Origin of the sequence: Pseudundibacterium arcticum (genome assembly GCF_042646465.1) — a bacterium.
GTDB classification, from domain to species: Bacteria; Pseudomonadota; Gammaproteobacteria; order Burkholderiales; family Burkholderiaceae_D; genus Undibacterium_A; species Undibacterium_A arcticum.
The window spans coordinates 22,576-40,894 of the sequence record NZ_JBHRTP010000091.1 but is presented as its reverse complement, the minus strand read 5'-3'; the positions used below and the strand labels follow the sequence as shown (position 1 = coordinate 40,894).

The following is an 18,319-nucleotide window of genomic DNA, read 5'->3' as shown; positions in this document are numbered from 1 at the left end:
CGCCCGATGGGTGTGGAACAAGCGACTCGAAAATGAGGTATTTTTGCTCGAAGGTTGATCGTCGGATAGGCATAGGGCTAGTGACTTTCAGAATTCTTCATCTAGTGAGAGCGCGTGCATGGTAGAACAGTTGCGTAGCAGCATGGCGAACGCATGGAGTGAGGCAATGAAATGGGACTATGGTTTGGGCACCGAGCCGCCGCATGTATGTGTCCGGTCGATGACCGTTACAACGAACCCGCCTTGAGCGGGTTTTTTTGCGCCTGGCGCCGGGGCGATTTAAAAATAGTTTGAAAGTAAGTAGTAATAGTAGTAATATTACTTACATTACTACTTACTATCGCAAGGGCTGGCAAAATGGAAATGAACAAGGACACCCGCGACCGCATCTTTGCCGCCGCCGATACGCTTTTCGAGCAAGCCGGCCGCGCCGGCTTTCCTACCGTTGATACAGTCCGCAAGGCCGCAAAGGTCAGCATGGGCGATGCCAGCACGGCAATGAAGGAGTGGCGTAGAGCGCAGACGGCTCAAGCCGCTCCGGTGGCGATCCAGGTGCCGGAGACTGTTCAGCAGCATCACACCCAAGCGCTGGCCGTGTTGTGGCAGCAAGCCCAGGAAATGGCGAATGAATCTTTGCGGGCCGCGCAAGCAGGGTGGGAGGCCGAGCGGGTCGAGGCCGACATATTGAACAAGCAGCTTTCCGACGCCTATGAGGCCCAGGCCGCCGAGCTTGAAATTGCCCAAACCAAGATTGTGGACATTGAGGGACAGCGCGTCGCGGCCGCTAACCGTGCTGTCGAGATCGCCGGTCAGCTTGACGACACCCGCCGCGCGTTGGCTGATGCTAAGGCAGCAGCAGAACGAGCCGATGCCCGCACAGTGGAAATCGAGCGACGCGCTACCGACTTGCGGGCCGAGCTTGACCACGCGCACCGGGACGTAAGCCAGGTGCGGGCCGAATTGTCGGCCGCAAAGACCAGGGCAGAGCAGGACGCCGCTACGCTGGCCGACACTCGCGAAGCCGGAGTCGCGTTGGCCGAGACACTACGGGCGCAACTGGCGACCGTGACGGCACAAGCCGAAGCAGCGCAAGGGACGTACCAGGAGCAACACAAGACGCTCGCCGCGGTGCAATCCGAGCTTGACCAGGCACGCAAGGAAGCCAGCCAGGCCCGCGAGGATGCGGCCACATTGCGCGGCCAGGTAGGGGCAATGAAGGACCAGCAAACAGCAATGCTGGATGCTTTCAAGACAGCGGCGAAGGACGGCGGCCAGGGGCAGACCAAAGCTAAAAAATAGTGACGATGGCAAAAGCGCGTGTCTTGAAAACGGTCGATATTGAGAGTGGCCGTGACAAAGCACAAAGCGGCAATCGAGCAGGCGCTTGTGGCTGCTGCAAAGACATTTTAAATAAGCGTTGCGCTCAACGATAAATAGTGTATGATGTAAAGCATGGGCAGCGCGTTGTGCGCCGCAAGCATCCGGAGATGAACATGACAAAATTGCACACGACGTTCGCTGAACTGCAAGAGCAGATCAAGATCGCGCGCACCGAAGCCGAGCGCGAAGCTCGCAAGGACTGTGGCAAAGGCTTCTATCGCAGCCGTGGTGTCTGGATGAATACGTTGAACGACAAGGAAGGGCTCGTGGCACCGCTCAGCGAAAACTTCTACACCGGCAAGCCGCCTACTGCTGCCGAGTTCAATCGCATGATCGGTCACGTCATTGCCAATTTTCCCCATGTGGACACCGTCTCGTTTGTTGGTGGCTGGGACTACGCAGAACGCATGACCGACTTCGAAGATGGATCCTATGATCCTTGGGTTGCTGAATGGTCGGTGGTCGCGTGGAGTCGTGTGGCCGAACGCAGCATCGATGAGCTGGTGCGAATGCACAGCGGGTCCGAATCCCTGAAGGAGATCGTCGAAGGCACTCATCCGAATTACAGCCCAACGCTGGCCACCACGCGGGCCAAGGACGAGGGGGAATTCGCTGAGCTGGCCAAGATCGCCGATGCGTATGACGCCGCCCAAAAAAACCCGTGGCGACATCCGCCGCGCCTACCGCTACTAAGCCCTGAACCCAAGGAAAATCGCTGCAAATGACAGTACAGAAAAAAGTGGCCCCCAGAGGGCGTCCAGTAACGGGTAAGGCCAAGTCATCGACCGAGCGCGGCAAAGAGCTGGAAGCGGCTTTGCTTGCGTCCGGTGGACGAATTTTGAGCCGGGTGCGCTTGTCCCCGGAGGCGGCGTTGGCCCTTGCGACTTTATCCGAACGGTATGGTAGTGATCGCGGAGCCATCGAACAGGCATTAATAGTCGCGTCGAAAATAGTTTGATTTTATGTTGCGCTCAACGATAAATAGATTATAATGGGTCATGTGCAGCGTAACCAAGCGCGCCGGACACTGGAGAAAACATTATGAACTCAGCAGAAAAAATCCAAGCAGCATACAAATTTGGCTACGTCGCAGCACAAGAAAACCGTAGCCGCGCGCCAGCGATGGATAAAAACTGCATGAGCCTGATCGAAACGTCGGTAATCGGTTCCAGTATTGATTTACTGAAAGCATTCAACAGTGGATATCAAGACCGTTACGACGAAGAAGCCGAAGCGGCCCTAGTAGCCTAAACAACCTGGCGCCAGTCGTGCGGCAGGCGCGAAACATACCGAAAAACGACAAGATGATTATCGAATGTATCGACGAAAATACTTTCAGGACCAGCGGTCGGGGCAGCATCTTCACCCTGACCCGTCGCGGCGAAGGTTGGCGTGTGGTCGTGGAAAACGCATCAACGCGTGCGTGGCGCACACTTGGCAACGCTCAGGACTTCGGCTCACTTGTCGAAGTCGAGAGGCGCTACAAGACACTGCGCGGCATCTCGCCCTTGATCGCAGCCCAATTCAATTCCATGCAGTAAGAAAGGGATAAATCGATGGCATACCAATTGCGAACGCTAACTGCAAATACGGTGCTTTTTCGTCGCCGTGGAACGGATGAAGTTTTGGAGATTCGTCTAACTTCCAGCGCCCATAGTGAGGCCGTAGATAACCTGTACCAAACTGCTGCTGCTTTCTTTGATTCTGGATTATGCGATTTCGTGGCTTACATAGGCGACGTTGCCACACATGTTCAGCAATGGATGACTGACAGTCTGCGCGTGCAGATTGAGCAAGAACAGCACTCGAACGGCGGAACCTGGGCAGATGCGATTCAGGATGTATTGACCGGCAAAAATCCGATGCTTCACTATAGGGGAACCATAGAGCAACAAATACTTTGAAAATTGACATGAGCGATTTTCCTTTAGCCAAACACGAGTAGGTCAGTACATGGGACCAGATCCCTCGGCGAGTAATAGCTTTCATTACCATGTGCATCTAGTCCTTTTAACTTCGCGCCCCCTGCGAGTACATAGCACTCCTGCCGACGGACGCGTTCGTGGAATTCAGGTATCGAGCACCGTGGCGCCGTAGCGTGTCTAGCTTGAAAGGAAGGCATGCTACGAGGCGTCCAATGTGACTCGCTGCCAGTTTGTAACTCAAGCCGTAACACCCATGAAGGCCGGAAGAATTTTGAATACCGAAGGAGTCGATTTGTGAGCGGATATGTGCTGTTCCAAATGTGGGAGCCATTTCGGCAATTGTTGATTGAAGGTCATCAGTTTTATGTAGACCAAGCGCGTAGACGCCTGCTATCTCAGTTCGACGACATTGAGAGTGAAGCCGACAAAGCCGCTGCTGATTGGCTGGAACGCAACAGCCACCGCTTCGACCCAGATCGGTACGACCCTGGAGCCTTCTGCGAGGCGGCCCAGGAAGAGGGCATCGCGCATTACCAGCTGCTCAACGACATGCGCGACAACACGCGCCTGAGCGTCGTTGCCGGCATGTTCCATGAGTGGGACAAACAGTTGCGCGATTGGATGACGCGCGAGATCCTGCACTGGCATAGCGGGGCTGATGTTCGCGCTAAGATTTGGTCGCAGAACTTTGGCAGTCTGGCTGATCTGCTTGCCTGCCTAGGTTGGGATATTCGAAGCAGGCCGTACTACCGAACGCTTGACGCGTGCCGTTTGGTAGTAAATGTCTACAAGCACGGCGAGGGAGGCTCGTTCCAAGATCTGAAGCGGTGCTACCCGGAGTACATCGACAATCCACTCAAGGGCTTCGATGACCCGCTGGACATGGATTTCAGGGATCACAGGGACCTCAAAGTGACGGAGGAGCAGATCCAAGGCTTTTCGGCTGCCATCGTGGCGTTCTGGAACGATGTCCCCCCAAAGATTGTCGATGATCCAGTTGGCGAGTTGCCTGAGTGGTTCGAAAAAGCTTGGTTAAAAGACCTTAAGGCAGCTGCGAATCGTTCCAGGTGAGCACTTCGGGAAGAAGAAGGTTCGGAATCTGTCAGCATTTTATATACAGTACTGAGTATAGTACTTTACATAACGTGTATTATGCGAAGGGAGGTTATGTAATAGGGGGTATAGTATAACTGATTGCTTTTTACAGCTCTCCGAAGTGAATCTTCCACTTTTCTGGAACTGAATCTTCAACTTCGTTCAATCGCAGCAAAGTATGAAAATCAGTACTATTATCCGGTCGGCCGTGCCTTACTCACCAGTCCGCAGACAGAAATCCCCTCAGTCTCGAGATACTATTCCCATGGCCCTTGCAGTAAGTCGGCACATTACTTCGTCGTACAGCCACACAATTGTCTGTCGTCTCGCAATCCGCTAGAAAACGATCGAGAATTGTGTCGAGGATGTATATGGTCGCGTTACTTGTACCAGTGGTTCAGTAGTAATGCGCTATATGGATACCGTCGGCAATTTTCTGCCGTGCAGCAAAACACAAGGATCATTCTTGGGCGTCATGATGGTCACACGCCGCTTGGCTCGGGTGATACTAACTCGGAAATTTTGGCATGCCTGGTCGTTTATGTTCGCTCGCTCATTGTTCCAAACCAAGCGATCGGGATTGGCGACGATCTCCCGTTTCACCATGCGAGGCCACGCATCGAGGATAATTACCTCGTCAAACTGCTTGCCCTTGGCCTTGTGCATGTTCATCACGACGACACCGGACTCCGGTTTTGAATTGCTAGAAAAATGCTCCCTTATGAACGCCTGCCGAGTAATTGACAACGCGTTGGCATAGGCGCCGTTGTCGCGCCAATCCTGAGACAGGTGGTCTCGTAATTGCGTACCTCGTTGGAGTAACCGAATATTCCGCGTTTCTTCGGCCAATCCCTTCAACCGTGCGCACGCCCCGGCTGACAAAATATTGCGGATGGTGAGCCAATCGTGAGCGGGATCGCCCACCAAAGCCACCGAGCGGGTCTGTTCGTAAACATCCCGCATCGCAGCGAGAATGCTGTTGCTGCGTACCGCGCGCCCTACAGCGCGTCGAGTGAGCCACTCCTGATAGGCATCCTGTAAACTAATTGCTTCGCGCAAGTCTCCCTGTGTTGGTGAGTCGCCGCCCTTGCCCCGGTAGTAGTCAAGCATCAGTCCAATAAACAATTCAAAATGACGCCCGTCTACATCAGGCTGCATCAGAAAAGCGATTACCTCGGCGCCTAAGATGGCCGCTTCCATTTCTATGGTCGCAACATGTGAGACCTTGGTCAATCCCGCCGGAGGGGCATGAAAAGCGTCAGACACAATCCTGGTCATTTTTTTGGTCGGAACGAGGATGGCGATCGACCAATCTTTTATCCCGGCTTCGATTAGCCGGGTGCGTGCATCGTAGGTAAGCACTACGAGCCTGGCCATGGCAACCTTTTCGGCCGGATCATAAGTCTCGAAGCACACGCCACTATATTCGCCATCCTTGTACTGTCCGGTTAGAACGTGATTTCCAAACAGAGCAATATCGGTACCGGCACTTCGGTGATTGGTACCCTGCAGGTCATATTCAGACGGCTCGTAAGCCGCCTTGAAATGATTGAGACGCTCAGGATCGGCTCCTATCCAGTCGTAGATCCGCTGTTCGGGGTCTGCCAACGCCAACAGCCTACTGTATTGCCCAAGGGCTTCCACCACATGCCATTGACCCGCATTGGTATCCTGAAATTCATCCAGGATGATGACCGGATACATCGTCGCGATGATCTGTCGAATGCGGTCGCTCCCGTGAAGAATCGCACTGACAAAGCTAGCGAACAGGTCGAAGCAAATACGTCCTTCGTTGTGTGCCAACCGCATTCGCTCAGCTGCTTCTGCGTCTTTACGCTGCTCCTTTTTTTTCTCTTTTTCAGCGTCCGTCAATGTCGATTTCCTGCCAATGGCAAATTGACTGCGAATCGCCGATAGCGCTATCGCTTCCGCCGCCGGTGTCAAGATAGAGATATTCCTTGGCAAGCTAAGCAGATACCCGTGCGTTTTCAGGATCCTCCAAAAGAACGCATGGTATGTGTCGACATCAATTCGCTGCTTCTGCTCGCGGGCGATATCCCGTTCTTCTTCAATTGCTTCCATTACCCGCGAAATAGTAGCTCGGGCGAAGCTTAAGAACAGAATTTTCTGGCCGGGTCGTAACTCATCCTTTGCAATCTGGGCGGCCTTCAAGATCGACACAGTCGTTTTACCGGAACCGGGTCCGCCTATCACGAGTAGGTGCCCCGCCGCTCCCAAGATGCCTAACTGTTGTTCACTGAGCTGCATCCCCATCTGCCTACTAGTTAGCCGGTGCTGATGCCACGGCAGCAGCCAGTTCTTCTATTGCTGCTGGAGCAGTTGTACACGCCTTTTTTAGCGCCATGCATGCGTCACGAATCCATTGGGGTATTTCAGCCTCGCTGCATTGTGCAAGGAAGTCGGCGATTCCCCAGGCAGCCTTTGTTCCCTTGAAGTAGTCGTCGAGCGCGGCCTGCGCTTGATCAGCCGGTATCGGATATTTTTGAATAAGATGCGGGGGCCATTCGATCAATGCAACGAAACGACGCATGGCCGCGTCCGTAGTATTCCTCAGCACAAGATGTTCAATCCCCGCTTCTCCGTGCATCAGCAATAGATCGACTTGCGCGTTAATAAGCGTCCAATTTTCCGGGGACTGCATGTCGCAGATCGCAAATGTACGTTTCCCCAGATCGCGGTACAGTTTGGCCAGGTCCGGAATGCTTTTTTCTCCGCCGGCGTCGACTGTACAGATTCCCAGCGCCTCCAACGGCGAATACACATCAGGCCTCAGTTCTGCCAGGCGCCGGCAAGCGACGGGGAAGGCATCCGCCTCCGATGCTCCTTCCGCGACGAGGATGCGCCTGGCCAGTAGGCCTTCGCAGAATCGCGTGCGAAATTCCTGGCGAAAGCGTTTTGGCTTGATACTGTCAGGTAGGGAAATCGTAGCCTGCCGCAAGGAGCCGCCGGCCCTCGTGAGTACAACGGTCTCCTCCAGCGCGAATTCTTCAAGCACATAAGGCGAATGTGAGGTAAAGATCGTCTGCGACGCTAGTTGCCGGACTTCATGCACTATCCGCTTTTGCGCATAGGGTGGAACAGCTGTCTCCGGTTCCTCCATAGCAAAAATGACGTTTTGCTTGTCTTCGGCAATGATTGTTAACATCGCCAGGACTAGCATATTGATCGTTCCTGTACCTTGCCGGTAGAACGGCGCGGCATGCGCTCCCTCACCCGTTGCAATGAAGGCAGTAATTGTCTTGCGCAAGTGGTCGCGCGTCAAATTAGATACTTTCAGGTGAGGTTCAATCCCCCACTCCTTCGGTACGTAGTTTTTCAGCGCGGTATTAATACTCTCTAAAACACCCGTAAGCCCCAACGCTGGGTCACTTGCAACCGAATAGCTAGCGACCGCAGCTATCGTGTCTTCCCACATCTGCGGCCGCACATCTTTTAGGCGCAGAATGATATCCAGCAGGCTGCCGCGTTCAAGGCTAAGTGCTCTTGACCCAGTACGAATAGTGCGCAGATAAAGAAAGCCGCAAATCTGCTTGTCTTTCCGAGAAAAGAACACGGGCGCGCCGCCCTCTTCCAGGCTTCGGCTGAAATAGGTTTTGGCTTCGAAATCGTCTTCTTCGGGATCGTACCAGCCATGAAAGGTGACTCGAAGTGCTGGCGTTTTATTGGCCGCGTCCACCTCGGCAAGCACGGCACCGCCGGTCATCGTATTGAGATCGGTGTTCCAGAACTCAATATAATCGCCAAATCGAGCCACCTGCTCTTCAGAGAGTTCGGTGATAGTAGCTACGATTTCGATCCGGTACGCATTTATTGTCGCCGCGGGGGCTGGAACTGCAACGCCAGGTATAGCGGCACCGGCCAGCGCACCGCCTGCAGCAGCTACCGCGGTACCGCCGTCGGTTGCCCCGGCAGCAACTGCAAGTTGGATTGCCACCGGCGAAGCAGTCGTAGGTGATGCCTCGGCGTACTTTCCTTGATAAAAATCATGTTCATCAATCGGAGGTGTTCGGTTAAGCCGATCTGGACCAAGTACCAAGTCTATGGCCTCAAGGATAGTAGTCTTGCCCGTATTGTTGTCGCCGATCAATACCGTGTGTGTCGGAAGCAACAACGTTGCGGACTGAACTCCACGAAAGTTTGCAATTTTTAGATGGCTTAGCTTCAACGCTTCTCCCCTATTTATATTGTATTTCTCATCAATGGATCCGGAGCATCGGCAGATGTATCGTTCGAATTGTATTTGAGAGGCGGCTTGGATTGCGGTTTTTCGCCAAAATGGCGTTAATCATGTAACTTAATTCAATTATTTTGAATTTTTTCAGTTGGTCTGATTTTCGGATACTCGGTCTCGGCCATCCAGATAGGCGCGCAATTCAGCGGCGACGCCTTGTTGCGCGGCAAGTTTCGCATCCGCCGCCGCCAGTGCCAGTTCTAGATCACGTACCCGACTGGTCAGTGCGCCCACCCTAGCGTTTGATAATTCGAGCTGCTCTCTTTGCGCTTGAGTCTGGATTTCCTTATCCGCGAGCCGCGCCGCAACGGCTTTTCCATACTGCTCGACCGCCTGCAGTGCTTCCAGCTTTTGTTCAAACTGCCGCCCACGGGTCTGCTGATCATACAAGGCACTTTGCGCATGGGCGAGGTCAGCTACGAGGCGCGCGCCTTCCTGGTTCAAACGCGTCACATCATCCTGTTTGACGATCAAACTTTGCTGCAACTGACGCATCTCGGCCTGTAGCTGTTGGATCTGCTGCTCATGCCGGCGCTGATCCTGGTCGCGCTGTTCCTTGACCGATTGGCGGTAGTGCTCGAGCGCATCGCGCGCGTGCTGATGTTTTTCTTCGAGCGATCGGCGGTGTGCCTCGTTTTCGGCAAGGCGTTCTTTCAGATCAGTCACTTGCTGCTCTAGGGTATGACGGCTAATTGTTTCTCTTTGCAGTGTCTCGCGAGTGTGGCTGTGTGCTGTTGCTTCTTGGTGCATGGCTGCTTCCGCCTGTTTCAGCTGTCCGCTCAACACATGGAGATCCTTTTGCAGAGCAGTCAGCGCTTCTGAGTGTTGCTTCTCTTTGTCGGCGCTGTGCGCTCGAATGGTATCGATGCGGGCGTTCGCCTCTTCCTGCAACTGTACGGCCAGGCGTGCCACCAAGTCTTGCAATGCTTCGCTGATCGACGCTTTGCGGCCCTCAGTACCGCCGCCCTCCTCTTCCAATTCTTTGAGGTACTTGTGGATCGTGGTTTTCGAGCCGGTATTGCCGAGCGCCACCCGTACCGCGTCTACCGATGGATTCTTGCTCTGAGCGAGCAAGGAGTCGCGCGCCTTTTTGACATCCGATTTATATAGTCCGGTGCGTGCCACGGTCTCTCCTTGATATATCGTAATGAATTACATACCATGTAATTACATACTATTTACTTCCGCAATTCAAGGTTATTTTGATAATGAGATGAGATTGGATAATAGGTGACCGCCGAAAAAGCGTATGATTTACCTGATTCGGCCTGTACTGGCCAGCCAACCCAAGTAAAACGCCATGAGCAAGCTCGATGCCTACCTGCACGCCGCTACCCGGGACAACACCCGGCGCAGCTACCAGGCGGCGGCGCGTCATTTCGAGGTCGAGTGGGGCGGTTTCTTGCCGGCGACGGCAGATGCGATCGCGCGCTACCTGGTCGACCACGCCGAATCGCTCGCGATCAACACGCTGCGCCAGCGCCTGGCCGCGCTGGCGCAATGGCACATCGATCAGGGGTTTTCGGATCCGACCAAGGCGCCGGTGGTGCGCAAGGTCTTCCGCGGCATTCAGGCGCTGCATCCGGCGCGGGAAAAGCGCGCGCGGCCGCTGCAGCTTGATCAGCTTGAACAGGCGACGCAATGGCTCGACCGGGCAGTCGCCGTCGCGGCGGCCGCCGGCGACCGTCCAGCGCAGCTGCGCCACACGCGCGACAAGGCCTTGCTGCTACTCGGCTTCTGGCGAGGCTTTCGCGGTGACGAACTGACGCGGCTGCGTGTCGAAAACGTCAACGTCGTGCCCGGCGAGGGGATGACATGCTTCCTGTCGCAGACCAAGGGCGATCGCAGCTACAGGGGAGCCACTTTCAAGGCGCCGGCGCTTGCGCGACTATGCCCAGTCACCGCATATGCAGCCTGGGTTGATCTGGCCATCCTGACCGAGGGGGCCGTCTTCCGCGGAATCGACCGCTGGGGAAATATAAGCACTGAGGGACTCCACATCAACAGCCTGGTGCCGCTCCTGCGATCCTTGTTCGCCGGGGCCGGCATCGCGTCCGCGACACAGTACAGCAGCCACTCGCTGCGGCGCGGTTTCGCGCAGTGGGCCGCGTCGAATGGCTGGGACATCAAGACGCTGATGGAATACGTGGGCTGGAAGAATATGCAGTCGGCGCTACGCTACCTAGAGGGCGCGGATCCATTTGCGCGGTACCGCACGGGTGAAGCCCACGGGGTTGTCGGCGATGCCGAAGGCCGCCGCGCCGAAGTCATTGGCGGCGCAGTGTAGGCGTCGATGTCGTCAGGGAGCGTCGAGGAGATTGGCATGCGCGGAGTTTACGCAAGCTCAAAGAAGTTTACAACACCGATGTGGGTTGCCAGGTGCGTCGCGGCTGCCGCCAATCTATCCCTTCGAGAAGCATGGAGAGCTGTGCCGGTGTCAAATACACTGAGCCGCTGGTGGCCTGTGGCCAGACAAACCGGCCTTGCTCAAGACGCTTGGCCAGCAGGCACAGGCCGTCGCCGGTGGCCCACAACAACTTGATGACGTCACCGCGGCGACCGCGAAAGATGAAGACATGACCGCTGAAGGGATCTGCCGCCAGCGCCGTTTCCACTTTGGCAGCGAGTCCCTGAAAGCCGCAGCGCATATCGGTGACGCCGGCGGCAATCCAGATCCGTGTTCCGGCGGGCAGGCCGATCATGGATGGAGGTGGCACAGCACCTGCGCCAGGGTTACTGCATCAACAGCACCTTCCAGACGCAGGGTCGTTGCGCCCAATCTGATTTCGATGACACCGGGCTTTGGCGTGGGCAGCTTCGGCACGGTGAGTTCTGCCTGACGCGACGGCGCGTGTGCCGGGCTTTGTACCAATTCGTTGACAGAACGAGCAATGCGCACCGGCAAAAAATCCTGTTGCGGGCGTTCCACGACACCGAGGGCGCCGGCAAGATGTGCACGGCGCCATTTGTGGAGCATGTTCGCATTAATGCCATTATCCAACGCGATGCGCGCTACTGACACGCCCGGCTCGCAGGCCGCGATCGCCAATTGTTTCTTGAAATCGATTCCGTAATTGAGTCGACCTTTCCGGCTACCTGGTTTGATGCTTGTATTCAAAGTGGTCCCCACTACTATTTGGTGGGCACTACTTTGGAGCGTCAACGATCTGATGTACAGACGGCCTTAATGAGTCGCTTACTAACATGGCCGCGTCAATCATCGAATATGCTTGACGCGGCCGCAGCAGCGCAACTGCTCGCTCAACCGCCCGTACTGGGTTCATACTTTTCCTAGAAGGTAATTTGAAGCTCTTTGCTGAAAATGGAAACGAGCGATTTGTGTTCCGAACGTAGGCCATCCGTTTCGTCAGTAATCTGCTTCATTGTGCTGGTTCTTTCCGGCGCGTCATTAACGAGCTTGGAGAACTTTCGCTCGGCATCCATCAAACGGAAAATTCGATCGCGGACAGATTCAAGGAATTTGACCGTATTCTCGGAACAGAGAAATCGAGCATCCATGATCCGTCGCTGGAATTCTACAAAGTATTCACGCCTGTCGTCTTCAGACCCATTGATGAATACAGCCATCGCGTCATGGGTAGCGGAATAGATCTTCCAACGCTTCTCGAATAAATCCAATTTCAACTTATGGTGGTTGAGCCGCCATTGCTGGTATGCGATGTAAGCACCGAATAATGCTACGGTTGGCGTAAGGAGCGCAGACAGATACGCGGTCCAATGTGGCTCAGGCGTCATGTCGTTTTCCAGTACGTTAAAAAATGTCGTCTACGCTACGCGACTTCGGCCAGGTTCCGGCTTGCAGTTGGCGCAGCAGATCGGCGGTTTCGCCTGCAGGAACCACCCCATCCTCACGCCATGCGACCGCCTCGGCCTTGTTCTCCACCTGAAACGTCGCGCGCTTATACGGCTTGGTGCGACGGGCAGCATAAACGTATGTGATCCCACTCTTATGTTCTTCAAAAGTGTAAACGATGCCATCCCGCACCACATCGAACCGGCTGGCGACGCTCGCAGCGTGTTTTGCGAGTAGGTTGTCCAGGTGCGCGGCACCAGGATTAAAGACACGTCTGAGAAAAGTAAACATAGCGATTTTCCTCGCTAACTAAGCTGTGATGTACGTACCGTCGCAGCGCGCATTGAATTCAACGGCAACTTATGTTTCATCGCGCTCGCTCGACGCTGCGGCAGCCGAATCCAAAAATGGTTCAATTTTCTTAAACAACCCGGTTTTAGTCATGTTGCGGCGCAAGTCAAACCGAGCCAGCGCATCGATCACATCGATTTGAGCCAGGTTGTCGAAATTGATGTTTTCCCACTGAGCTCTTGCAACCCGTACCGAATATAGATATTCGTCGGTAACCTGACCGGTTGTCTTTGATGGCCGCTTGGAATACGCCGACAAAATCACTGTCTTGATCGCCGGGGACACCGCGAATACCTCACCGATCATCCTGAATCCGATCGAGTGAATATGACGCATATATAGCTTCTGTACCGCCGTTGCGCTCATGTCCTTGACCGTCAGCCTATAGCCACGTGCCGGTGCGCTCGCAGTCTTGGTCGGCATGTCCTCAATCTCTGGCAAGTCGACATTAAGGAACATGGTGCCATCGTTGTGCAAATCATAATCGACCTCGGTTTCTCGTGGCCAGACAATGTCCTGAAGCGACTCCTCGAAATACTGTGCCACTGCCTCTTGTTCGCCCGCCAGCACGCGAGCAATGTAACGTTCCCGCCCCTGTTGCTCCACTTGGAAGGCGGTCCGCTGCGCTTCCCATTCCTCCATGGCGGCGTTGTGCGCGTCGTGTATACGAAGGTTTTCACGCTCGATCCTGGCTACGTACCACTTGAAAAGGCGAAAGAAAAATCCTGCCTTCTTCGCAACTGGCGCGCGCGGCATCTCGCTGCTGAATCGACCTGGAATGATTGCCGGAGCCACGGGTCGCGGCGTATGCAAATGAATTTCGGCCAACGCATCGATCTGCGCATTGATCTCGTCGCACTTTTCCTGGATCAATCCCTTTATCTTGTCACCTTGCTGTCGCTTTGCAGCGTCAATGACGGTCTGCGATACAAGGGTGCCTTCGCTATCTCTGAATGAGATGTTGCCGTCGTCATCCACTATCACCTTGATCGCCACCGTTCGCTTGGGTCCCGGTGTGGTCGCGGCCCCCTTCACCCCCCCAGACAGCTTGGTGCGATTCGACAGTCCGGTGCCAGGAATGCCGGTATTTAAGTGTGCCCCGCGTTTCCCGATTCCGACCGAAGCGCCTCGCGGCCCGATAGTCCACCCAATGCCACTACCGCTGAAATTCATACGAATTCCCGGTGCAAGCTTGATCGATTTACGAAAACGAACTCCCACGATTTTCCTTTGAGGTATCCGTCAGAATTTTTGGCTAGCTTTCTCACACTGCAATGGAGCAAGGTTCATACTCGATCCAGGGATGCCGATAATCATTTGGCCAGTTGTTCGGTCGATACTCACCTTCCAGCGCCCAGCCACGCCCAGATCATGCGTAAAACGGATCTCGTGCTGAGAAGCAGACACATCAACCATCTTGACGCCATCCATAACAACAGTCGTCTTGGTTGCATCGAATACAACTCGTTTCACTGCGCCCTCGCGGTCGCTGCAAGTCAAACTGGTTTCCGCAGCTGCAGCTTCAAGGGAAGCGACTGTAGCAATCGCGGCTGCCAGTACCTTCACGTAGCCCTGCATATTTTTCCGGTCTACTTGAAGTAAAACGAGACGGTGTCATCGAGTTCAACATCTTCAGCCGAACTCGCCTTGACGGTACCCTGAAAATTACCCTGGGCGACGTCGACCAGGTTCAATTCGACATCGAGCACTGTCCCATCGGCGCGGTCCACACGAACCGTATCGCCAACAGCGTACATTGCCGGCGCGGTCGCGCTTGCCGTGCAGTCTTTCGCTGCGGCGTGAACGTACGTCACCCCTTCCAAGACTTGATGTGCCATGATTTTCCTTTAATTGGCATTAACAACCGTATTGCTTCCGGTCATTGACGATGCGGTAGTGTCCGCCACGCGGCCCGGTGTGGCACTCGGCATCATTGGCTGCAACTCTCTCTGCACGATTTTTCGGATGCCTGAACTCCCAAGGCGGTGTTGGATTGGTGTCAGTCCATACCCCCCGCCGAGCCGATTTCGCCTCGGCCTGGACCTTCGGTAGCGATCCATCTTTGTTGTATTGTGCATAGACCCAGGCTAACCCGCGTTCGACTTGTGCACGATTCACTTCGACTTCCTCGCACGCAACGACCGCAACCGAGCGGCCGTATCGATCAATGTTCTGGACGGTGTAGGTCGCATCTTTTTGAAAGCACAGGTCAGATAACGATTGCTTGGATCGCTCGCCGAATGCCTGCTTCTTCTCAGGAGCATCAATGTTGGCGAGCCTGATTTTCAGTGGCTTGCGGTCATGCAGTACCGTCAGCGTGTCGCCGTCGGCAATGCCGATAACCTGATCTGCAAACGCCGGCACCGTGACTAGGGCCAGAATGATGAGCAATTTTTTCAACGTTGTTTTCCTAAGAAGTACCAAAAATACGCTTCCCCTGGCCATACGCAACGTAATATCGGCCGCATTCTGTGAATCGCTCCATTATTTCGTTGATATCCACCGTCGGCACTCCAAGCAGCGCAAGCGACTGCCTTTTGTTGCTAACCATCCAGAAGAACATAAATTCATCAAACGACGCATATTCCCGCGCCATGGACCTGAACGTTGAGAGAGCCGGCGTACCGCGCGGACATAACTTCGACCACACGTCCTTTTTCGACATGCCAGCAAACGAACTTAACCAGGCCGCCCCATGTTCGCGCACCACTGCTTCATTAAATTCACGGTGCATGACCCACATGGCGCGGTCACGATCGGTTGGTGCTGGCCTTTCCATATTTGAAGGCAGCAGTCTGTCCTCTCGATCGTCGAACTGATTTCTCCCGTTGCGCCTCAAGAGATAATTGTTTTTCATGCTCAAGGTCGGTTTCCTTGAAGATTTCAATCTTGCCGAATTGCTGCTTTCTCATGCAACTCGGGAGGAAGCCGGCAGAGACCGGGACCAGCCGCGATCCATGCTCTTTTGCTTCTCTCAGGATTCTCTGGAAGCCCAACCCCCTTCTCCTCCGGTAAGTCACAGTCTACCGAAAAGGGGTCTCGGCCCATAAAGTTATTCCACTGCCGCACTGGGCTACCATGGCCGGCCAAGCGGTCAGCACTCTTGTCAAAGATGAGACACTTCACTCCATTTGTGTACTGGAACGTCACGAAGTAATCGCCTTTGTTTCCTTCCACTCCTACGCCAAAACGCTCAATAATCCAGCGCTTTCGCCACAGGAACACCTGATCACGCAAGCTAGCGACTCGTGCCCAAAGCCCGATGCAGATCAGTATCAGGATTCCAATCAGGGGAATTTGAATATCCATGGCTTTCTTTGATTCGACTTCTAGGGGCGCACCCCTGATTTTGACGCGCGTGCATCAACGATGCGTAACAAGTGCGACGCTAGCGATACGTTCCGCATTGGCTGATAATGGCGCTCACAACTTTCCTATGCGTTACGCATGCCGCCAGTAGGCGCGAAACTCCGCCCCGGCTACTTGCATGAAATGGGCTTGGTCCCGGTACTTTGCATCTTCGCTGAGTCCCGGCAGCACTTCTTGAAGCACAAATTCGCTTGTCAGTCCCATGACATTGGCGTGCCCGCGTCCTAAATCAGTTCTCCGAGCGTAGAACAGCTTCTTCGCCTCAGCAGGCGCATCCTCCAAGTCAAAGAAGTCTTCCTCTCCCAGTGGGTCGAACAGGGCACCGCCTTCGTAGGAGACGTTTACGTTATCCGGTTCATCGGCATAGATTTGGATGATGTACACACCCAAATAGCTGAAAGGCTCATCGAATTTTATGCCGACGAGTTCGGTGCCAGGGTCGCTACGTGCAGCCTGGACCGCCTCGTCAAAGCTGAAAAACTGAATCTTGTGGTCGATCATACTTTTCTGTCCTTATCAAGTCGGCACCATGCCGCCCCTCTCAATGGCTACGCTAGCTCGTGGCTGGCATAGGGTGCTGCTGGGGATTTTCCTCTAAATAGTGATGGTGTCGAGGTAGGCCTGAAACAGGGCGCGATCCTCACCCTTCTCCAACGAAGGCAATCGCAAAAGCGGAGATAGGTTTTCGCGTGTCAAAAGGCGCTGACCGGCGGCGGTTGCCAACGCTGCCGACTCTAGGGAGCCTTCGACAGATACTGCCCACTTTTTCCAATACGCAAGCTGCTCGAAAGTCAACTCATCAATGGTCAATGTGCGGAACGCTTTCAGCGGCTCTTCCACATTGATAACTAGAAGTTTTCGCAGGTCGTATTCCGGGTTCAGAACGTCCAACCCATAAATTACGGCGACAGCTTCGTCAACGAACTGCGGGCGATTCAGTTTTTTTCCCTGAGCCGCTTCCATGGTTTCTACCTCTCGATCAGTCGCCTCACGCTGGATAGAAAACTCGTTCGCGTTTGCCTTTACCAACTTTGTAACCGCACGAACGACTTCCACAGGAACTCGGGAGTTCGGATCAATTAGACACCGACTGTGCTTATTCACCCAGTCCGCACCGCGTTGCCCGTGCCGGAGGGTGCGGATTTTAGTGTCCAATTCTTCCACATTGAAACTGAAATTTGACAAAAGCTCGCGGTTGTCCTGTTCGGTGCTCATACGCTCAAACTGCTTTGCGAGGTTCTCAAAGTCGACGCCAAAATAGGCTTTGCCACAGTCCTTTCCGATGTTGGTTTCTCGCCCGCTCTTGGTGGAGACAAGATAACCTTTCGCATGCAAAGTATGGCAGTTAGAGAGGCCGCAGCGAACGCGTTCACCAATGTTATAGCGACCGATGATCGCATCGAGGTCGTGTTCTGCTGGATCTAGATTAGTTGAAAACCCTGCGCGTCCAATCAGGTCATCCCACCCGTCAAGCCGCACGACGCTCTTGTTCGTATTGATGGTAATCATTCAGTTTCCGTCCTATTTCAGATCACTTTCAGTTTTGCGCAGCAACGCAAGAGTAGCCCACAGTGGCATGGGAGTTCCACGGCCTGCCCACTCCGCCTGTTCTTGTGCAAGTGCCTCGGTAAATCGCTGCTGCGCTGCGGCCGGAGTGCTTGACTTAAAAGTATCGATTGCCTGCAGAATATATGCGCCCGCTTCCACGAAATCTTTGCCAACCAGTTCTGGAGCGTTTGCCGCAATGAGTTCCTCTTCGCGCATTCGACCTGACAAGCGCTTGCGATCATTGTCGGCCCACCATATCAAGAAAACCGCAAGCGCCCCAAGCCAGAACCCACCACGGGCGTACCCGAAGACTAGAATTCCGGCCGCTGTAACGCCGAGTACCATTGGAAAGATTGGCATGTTTTTCCTTTGCTTCTTAAATTGCGTTGGTGGCGTCAACTTTCGCCTTGTATAGCTGTCTCCAGAACTCGGCAAAGACGGTACTTCGTTCTTGCCTCAGCCATTTATCATATTCGGTGCGGCGCGTGAGTGCAGCTCCCGCGCAGCCGCTTAGCAGCGCAAGTAAACCGGATACAAAGGCGACGATGATTGGATCAGTAACTGGCACTGCGATTTTCCTATGAT

The 18,319-nt window shown here is 54.4% G+C and carries 25 protein-coding genes; 8 read left to right on the top strand and 17 right to left on the bottom strand.

All coding sequences use genetic code 11. The annotated features are described in order from the left end of the window. The first annotated feature begins 363 nt into the window (after window positions 1-363). The 7 genes from ACFOFO_RS23475 to ACFOFO_RS23445 all read left to right on the top strand — a co-directional run bounded on the left by ACFOFO_RS23475 (window position 364) and on the right by ACFOFO_RS23445 (window position 4,376). Window positions 364-1,299 (top strand): DNA-binding protein, encoded by a 936-nt coding sequence (locus ACFOFO_RS23475; RefSeq protein ID WP_390329558.1) that lies wholly within the window; start codon window positions 364-366, stop codon window positions 1,297-1,299. Between the two features lie 194 nt (window positions 1,300-1,493). After that, complete coding sequence (locus ACFOFO_RS23470) at window positions 1,494-2,105, top strand: hypothetical protein (protein ID WP_390329555.1); 612 nt, start codon at window positions 1,494-1,496, stop codon at window positions 2,103-2,105. Further along, the gene (locus tag ACFOFO_RS23465; protein ID WP_390329552.1) at window positions 2,102-2,338 is read left to right on the top strand and encodes a hypothetical protein; all 237 of its coding nucleotides are present in this window, start codon (window positions 2,102-2,104) and stop codon (window positions 2,336-2,338) included. The genes ACFOFO_RS23470 and ACFOFO_RS23465 overlap by 4 nt, the downstream gene beginning before the upstream one ends. Before the next feature lie 83 nt (window positions 2,339-2,421). Continuing rightward, window positions 2,422-2,631 carry a hypothetical protein gene (locus ACFOFO_RS23460; RefSeq protein WP_390329551.1) on the top strand — a complete coding sequence of 70 codons (210 nt, stop codon included), beginning with the start codon at window positions 2,422-2,424 and terminating at the stop codon, window positions 2,629-2,631. A 17-nt stretch (window positions 2,632-2,648) separates the two neighbouring features. Beyond that, window positions 2,649-2,921 carry a hypothetical protein gene (locus tag ACFOFO_RS23455; RefSeq protein WP_390329548.1) on the top strand — a complete coding sequence of 91 codons (273 nt, stop codon included), beginning with the start codon at window positions 2,649-2,651 and terminating at the stop codon, window positions 2,919-2,921. A gap of 15 nt (window positions 2,922-2,936) precedes the next feature. Further along, window positions 2,937-3,284: a hypothetical protein gene (locus tag ACFOFO_RS23450; RefSeq protein ID WP_390329547.1), complete on the top strand. Its 348-nt coding sequence runs from the start codon at window positions 2,937-2,939 to the stop codon at window positions 3,282-3,284. 315 nt (window positions 3,285-3,599) lie between these two features. Next, window positions 3,600-4,376, top strand: coding sequence for a hypothetical protein (locus tag ACFOFO_RS23445; RefSeq protein ID WP_390329545.1), 777 nt, complete (start codon window positions 3,600-3,602; stop codon window positions 4,374-4,376). A 435-nt stretch (window positions 4,377-4,811) separates the two neighbouring features. On the opposite strand, the gene ACFOFO_RS23440 is transcribed toward ACFOFO_RS23445, so the two are convergent. The 3 genes from ACFOFO_RS23440 to ACFOFO_RS23430 form a co-directional block, all read right to left on the bottom strand. Further along, the gene (locus ACFOFO_RS23440) at window positions 4,812-6,668 is read right to left on the bottom strand and encodes a UvrD-helicase domain-containing protein (protein WP_390333075.1); all 1,857 of its coding nucleotides are present in this window, start codon (window positions 6,666-6,668) and stop codon (window positions 4,812-4,814) included. A 13-nt stretch (window positions 6,669-6,681) separates the two neighbouring features. Continuing rightward, a complete protein-coding gene (locus ACFOFO_RS23435; RefSeq protein ID WP_390333072.1) occupies window positions 6,682-8,586 on the bottom strand; it encodes an ATP-dependent nuclease in 1,905 nt (634 codons plus the stop codon). A 153-nt stretch (window positions 8,587-8,739) separates the two neighbouring features. Next, complete coding sequence (locus ACFOFO_RS23430) at window positions 8,740-9,777, bottom strand: DNA-binding protein (protein WP_390333070.1); 1,038 nt, start codon at window positions 9,775-9,777, stop codon at window positions 8,740-8,742. Between the two features lie 175 nt (window positions 9,778-9,952). Between ACFOFO_RS23430 and ACFOFO_RS23425 the strand changes: the two genes are divergently transcribed. After that, entirely contained in the window at window positions 9,953-10,939 is a 987-nt protein-coding gene (locus ACFOFO_RS23425) for a site-specific integrase (RefSeq protein ID WP_390329525.1), read from the top strand. Window positions 10,940-11,006: 67 nt separating this feature from the next. Here ACFOFO_RS23425 and tnpB read toward each other — a convergent pair whose 3' ends face one another. The 14 genes from tnpB to ACFOFO_RS23355 all read right to left on the bottom strand — a co-directional run bounded on the left by tnpB (window position 11,007) and on the right by ACFOFO_RS23355 (window position 18,302). Then, window positions 11,007-11,354, bottom strand: a complete 348-nt coding sequence (gene tnpB / locus ACFOFO_RS23420) for an IS66 family insertion sequence element accessory protein TnpB (RefSeq protein ID WP_390329523.1) — start codon at window positions 11,352-11,354, stop codon at window positions 11,007-11,009. Beyond that, on the bottom strand, window positions 11,351-11,770 hold the full coding sequence (gene tnpA, locus ACFOFO_RS23415) for an IS66-like element accessory protein TnpA (protein WP_390333068.1): 420 nt from the start codon (window positions 11,768-11,770) through the stop codon (window positions 11,351-11,353). The genes tnpB and tnpA overlap by 4 nt, the downstream gene beginning before the upstream one ends. A 173-nt stretch (window positions 11,771-11,943) precedes the next feature. Next, window positions 11,944-12,408 carry a hypothetical protein gene (locus ACFOFO_RS23410; RefSeq protein ID WP_390329520.1) on the bottom strand — a complete coding sequence of 155 codons (465 nt, stop codon included), beginning with the start codon at window positions 12,406-12,408 and terminating at the stop codon, window positions 11,944-11,946. A gap of 16 nt (window positions 12,409-12,424) precedes the next feature. Next, window positions 12,425-12,757 carry a hypothetical protein gene (locus ACFOFO_RS23405; RefSeq protein WP_390329518.1) on the bottom strand — a complete coding sequence of 111 codons (333 nt, stop codon included), beginning with the start codon at window positions 12,755-12,757 and terminating at the stop codon, window positions 12,425-12,427. Window positions 12,758-12,826: 69 nt separating this feature from the next. After that, complete coding sequence (locus tag ACFOFO_RS23400; RefSeq protein ID WP_390333065.1) at window positions 12,827-14,038, bottom strand: DUF4236 domain-containing protein; 1,212 nt, start codon at window positions 14,036-14,038, stop codon at window positions 12,827-12,829. A 21-nt stretch (window positions 14,039-14,059) separates the two neighbouring features. Next, a complete protein-coding gene (locus ACFOFO_RS23395) occupies window positions 14,060-14,395 on the bottom strand; it encodes a hypothetical protein (protein ID WP_390329511.1) in 336 nt (111 codons plus the stop codon). A gap of 11 nt (window positions 14,396-14,406) precedes the next feature. Continuing rightward, window positions 14,407-14,655, bottom strand: a complete 249-nt coding sequence (locus tag ACFOFO_RS23390; protein ID WP_390329508.1) for a hypothetical protein — start codon at window positions 14,653-14,655, stop codon at window positions 14,407-14,409. A gap of 19 nt (window positions 14,656-14,674) precedes the next feature. Then, the gene (locus ACFOFO_RS23385; protein WP_390329506.1) at window positions 14,675-15,217 is read right to left on the bottom strand and encodes a thermonuclease family protein; all 543 of its coding nucleotides are present in this window, start codon (window positions 15,215-15,217) and stop codon (window positions 14,675-14,677) included. Between the two features lie 10 nt (window positions 15,218-15,227). After that, entirely contained in the window at window positions 15,228-15,680 is a 453-nt protein-coding gene (locus tag ACFOFO_RS23380; protein WP_390329504.1) for a hypothetical protein, read from the bottom strand. A gap of 20 nt (window positions 15,681-15,700) precedes the next feature. Next, window positions 15,701-16,126 carry a hypothetical protein gene (locus ACFOFO_RS23375; RefSeq protein ID WP_390333064.1) on the bottom strand — a complete coding sequence of 142 codons (426 nt, stop codon included), beginning with the start codon at window positions 16,124-16,126 and terminating at the stop codon, window positions 15,701-15,703. Between the two features lie 132 nt (window positions 16,127-16,258). Beyond that, window positions 16,259-16,687 carry a hypothetical protein gene (locus ACFOFO_RS23370; protein ID WP_390329501.1) on the bottom strand — a complete coding sequence of 143 codons (429 nt, stop codon included), beginning with the start codon at window positions 16,685-16,687 and terminating at the stop codon, window positions 16,259-16,261. A gap of 93 nt (window positions 16,688-16,780) precedes the next feature. Beyond that, the gene (locus ACFOFO_RS23365; protein WP_390333063.1) at window positions 16,781-17,695 is read right to left on the bottom strand and encodes a hypothetical protein; all 915 of its coding nucleotides are present in this window, start codon (window positions 17,693-17,695) and stop codon (window positions 16,781-16,783) included. 12 nt (window positions 17,696-17,707) lie between these two features. After that, window positions 17,708-18,094, bottom strand: a complete 387-nt coding sequence (locus ACFOFO_RS23360; RefSeq protein ID WP_390329497.1) for a hypothetical protein — start codon at window positions 18,092-18,094, stop codon at window positions 17,708-17,710. 16 nt (window positions 18,095-18,110) lie between these two features. Continuing rightward, window positions 18,111-18,302 carry a hypothetical protein gene (locus tag ACFOFO_RS23355; protein ID WP_390333061.1) on the bottom strand — a complete coding sequence of 64 codons (192 nt, stop codon included), beginning with the start codon at window positions 18,300-18,302 and terminating at the stop codon, window positions 18,111-18,113. Between the last annotated feature and the right edge of the window lie 17 nt (window positions 18,303-18,319).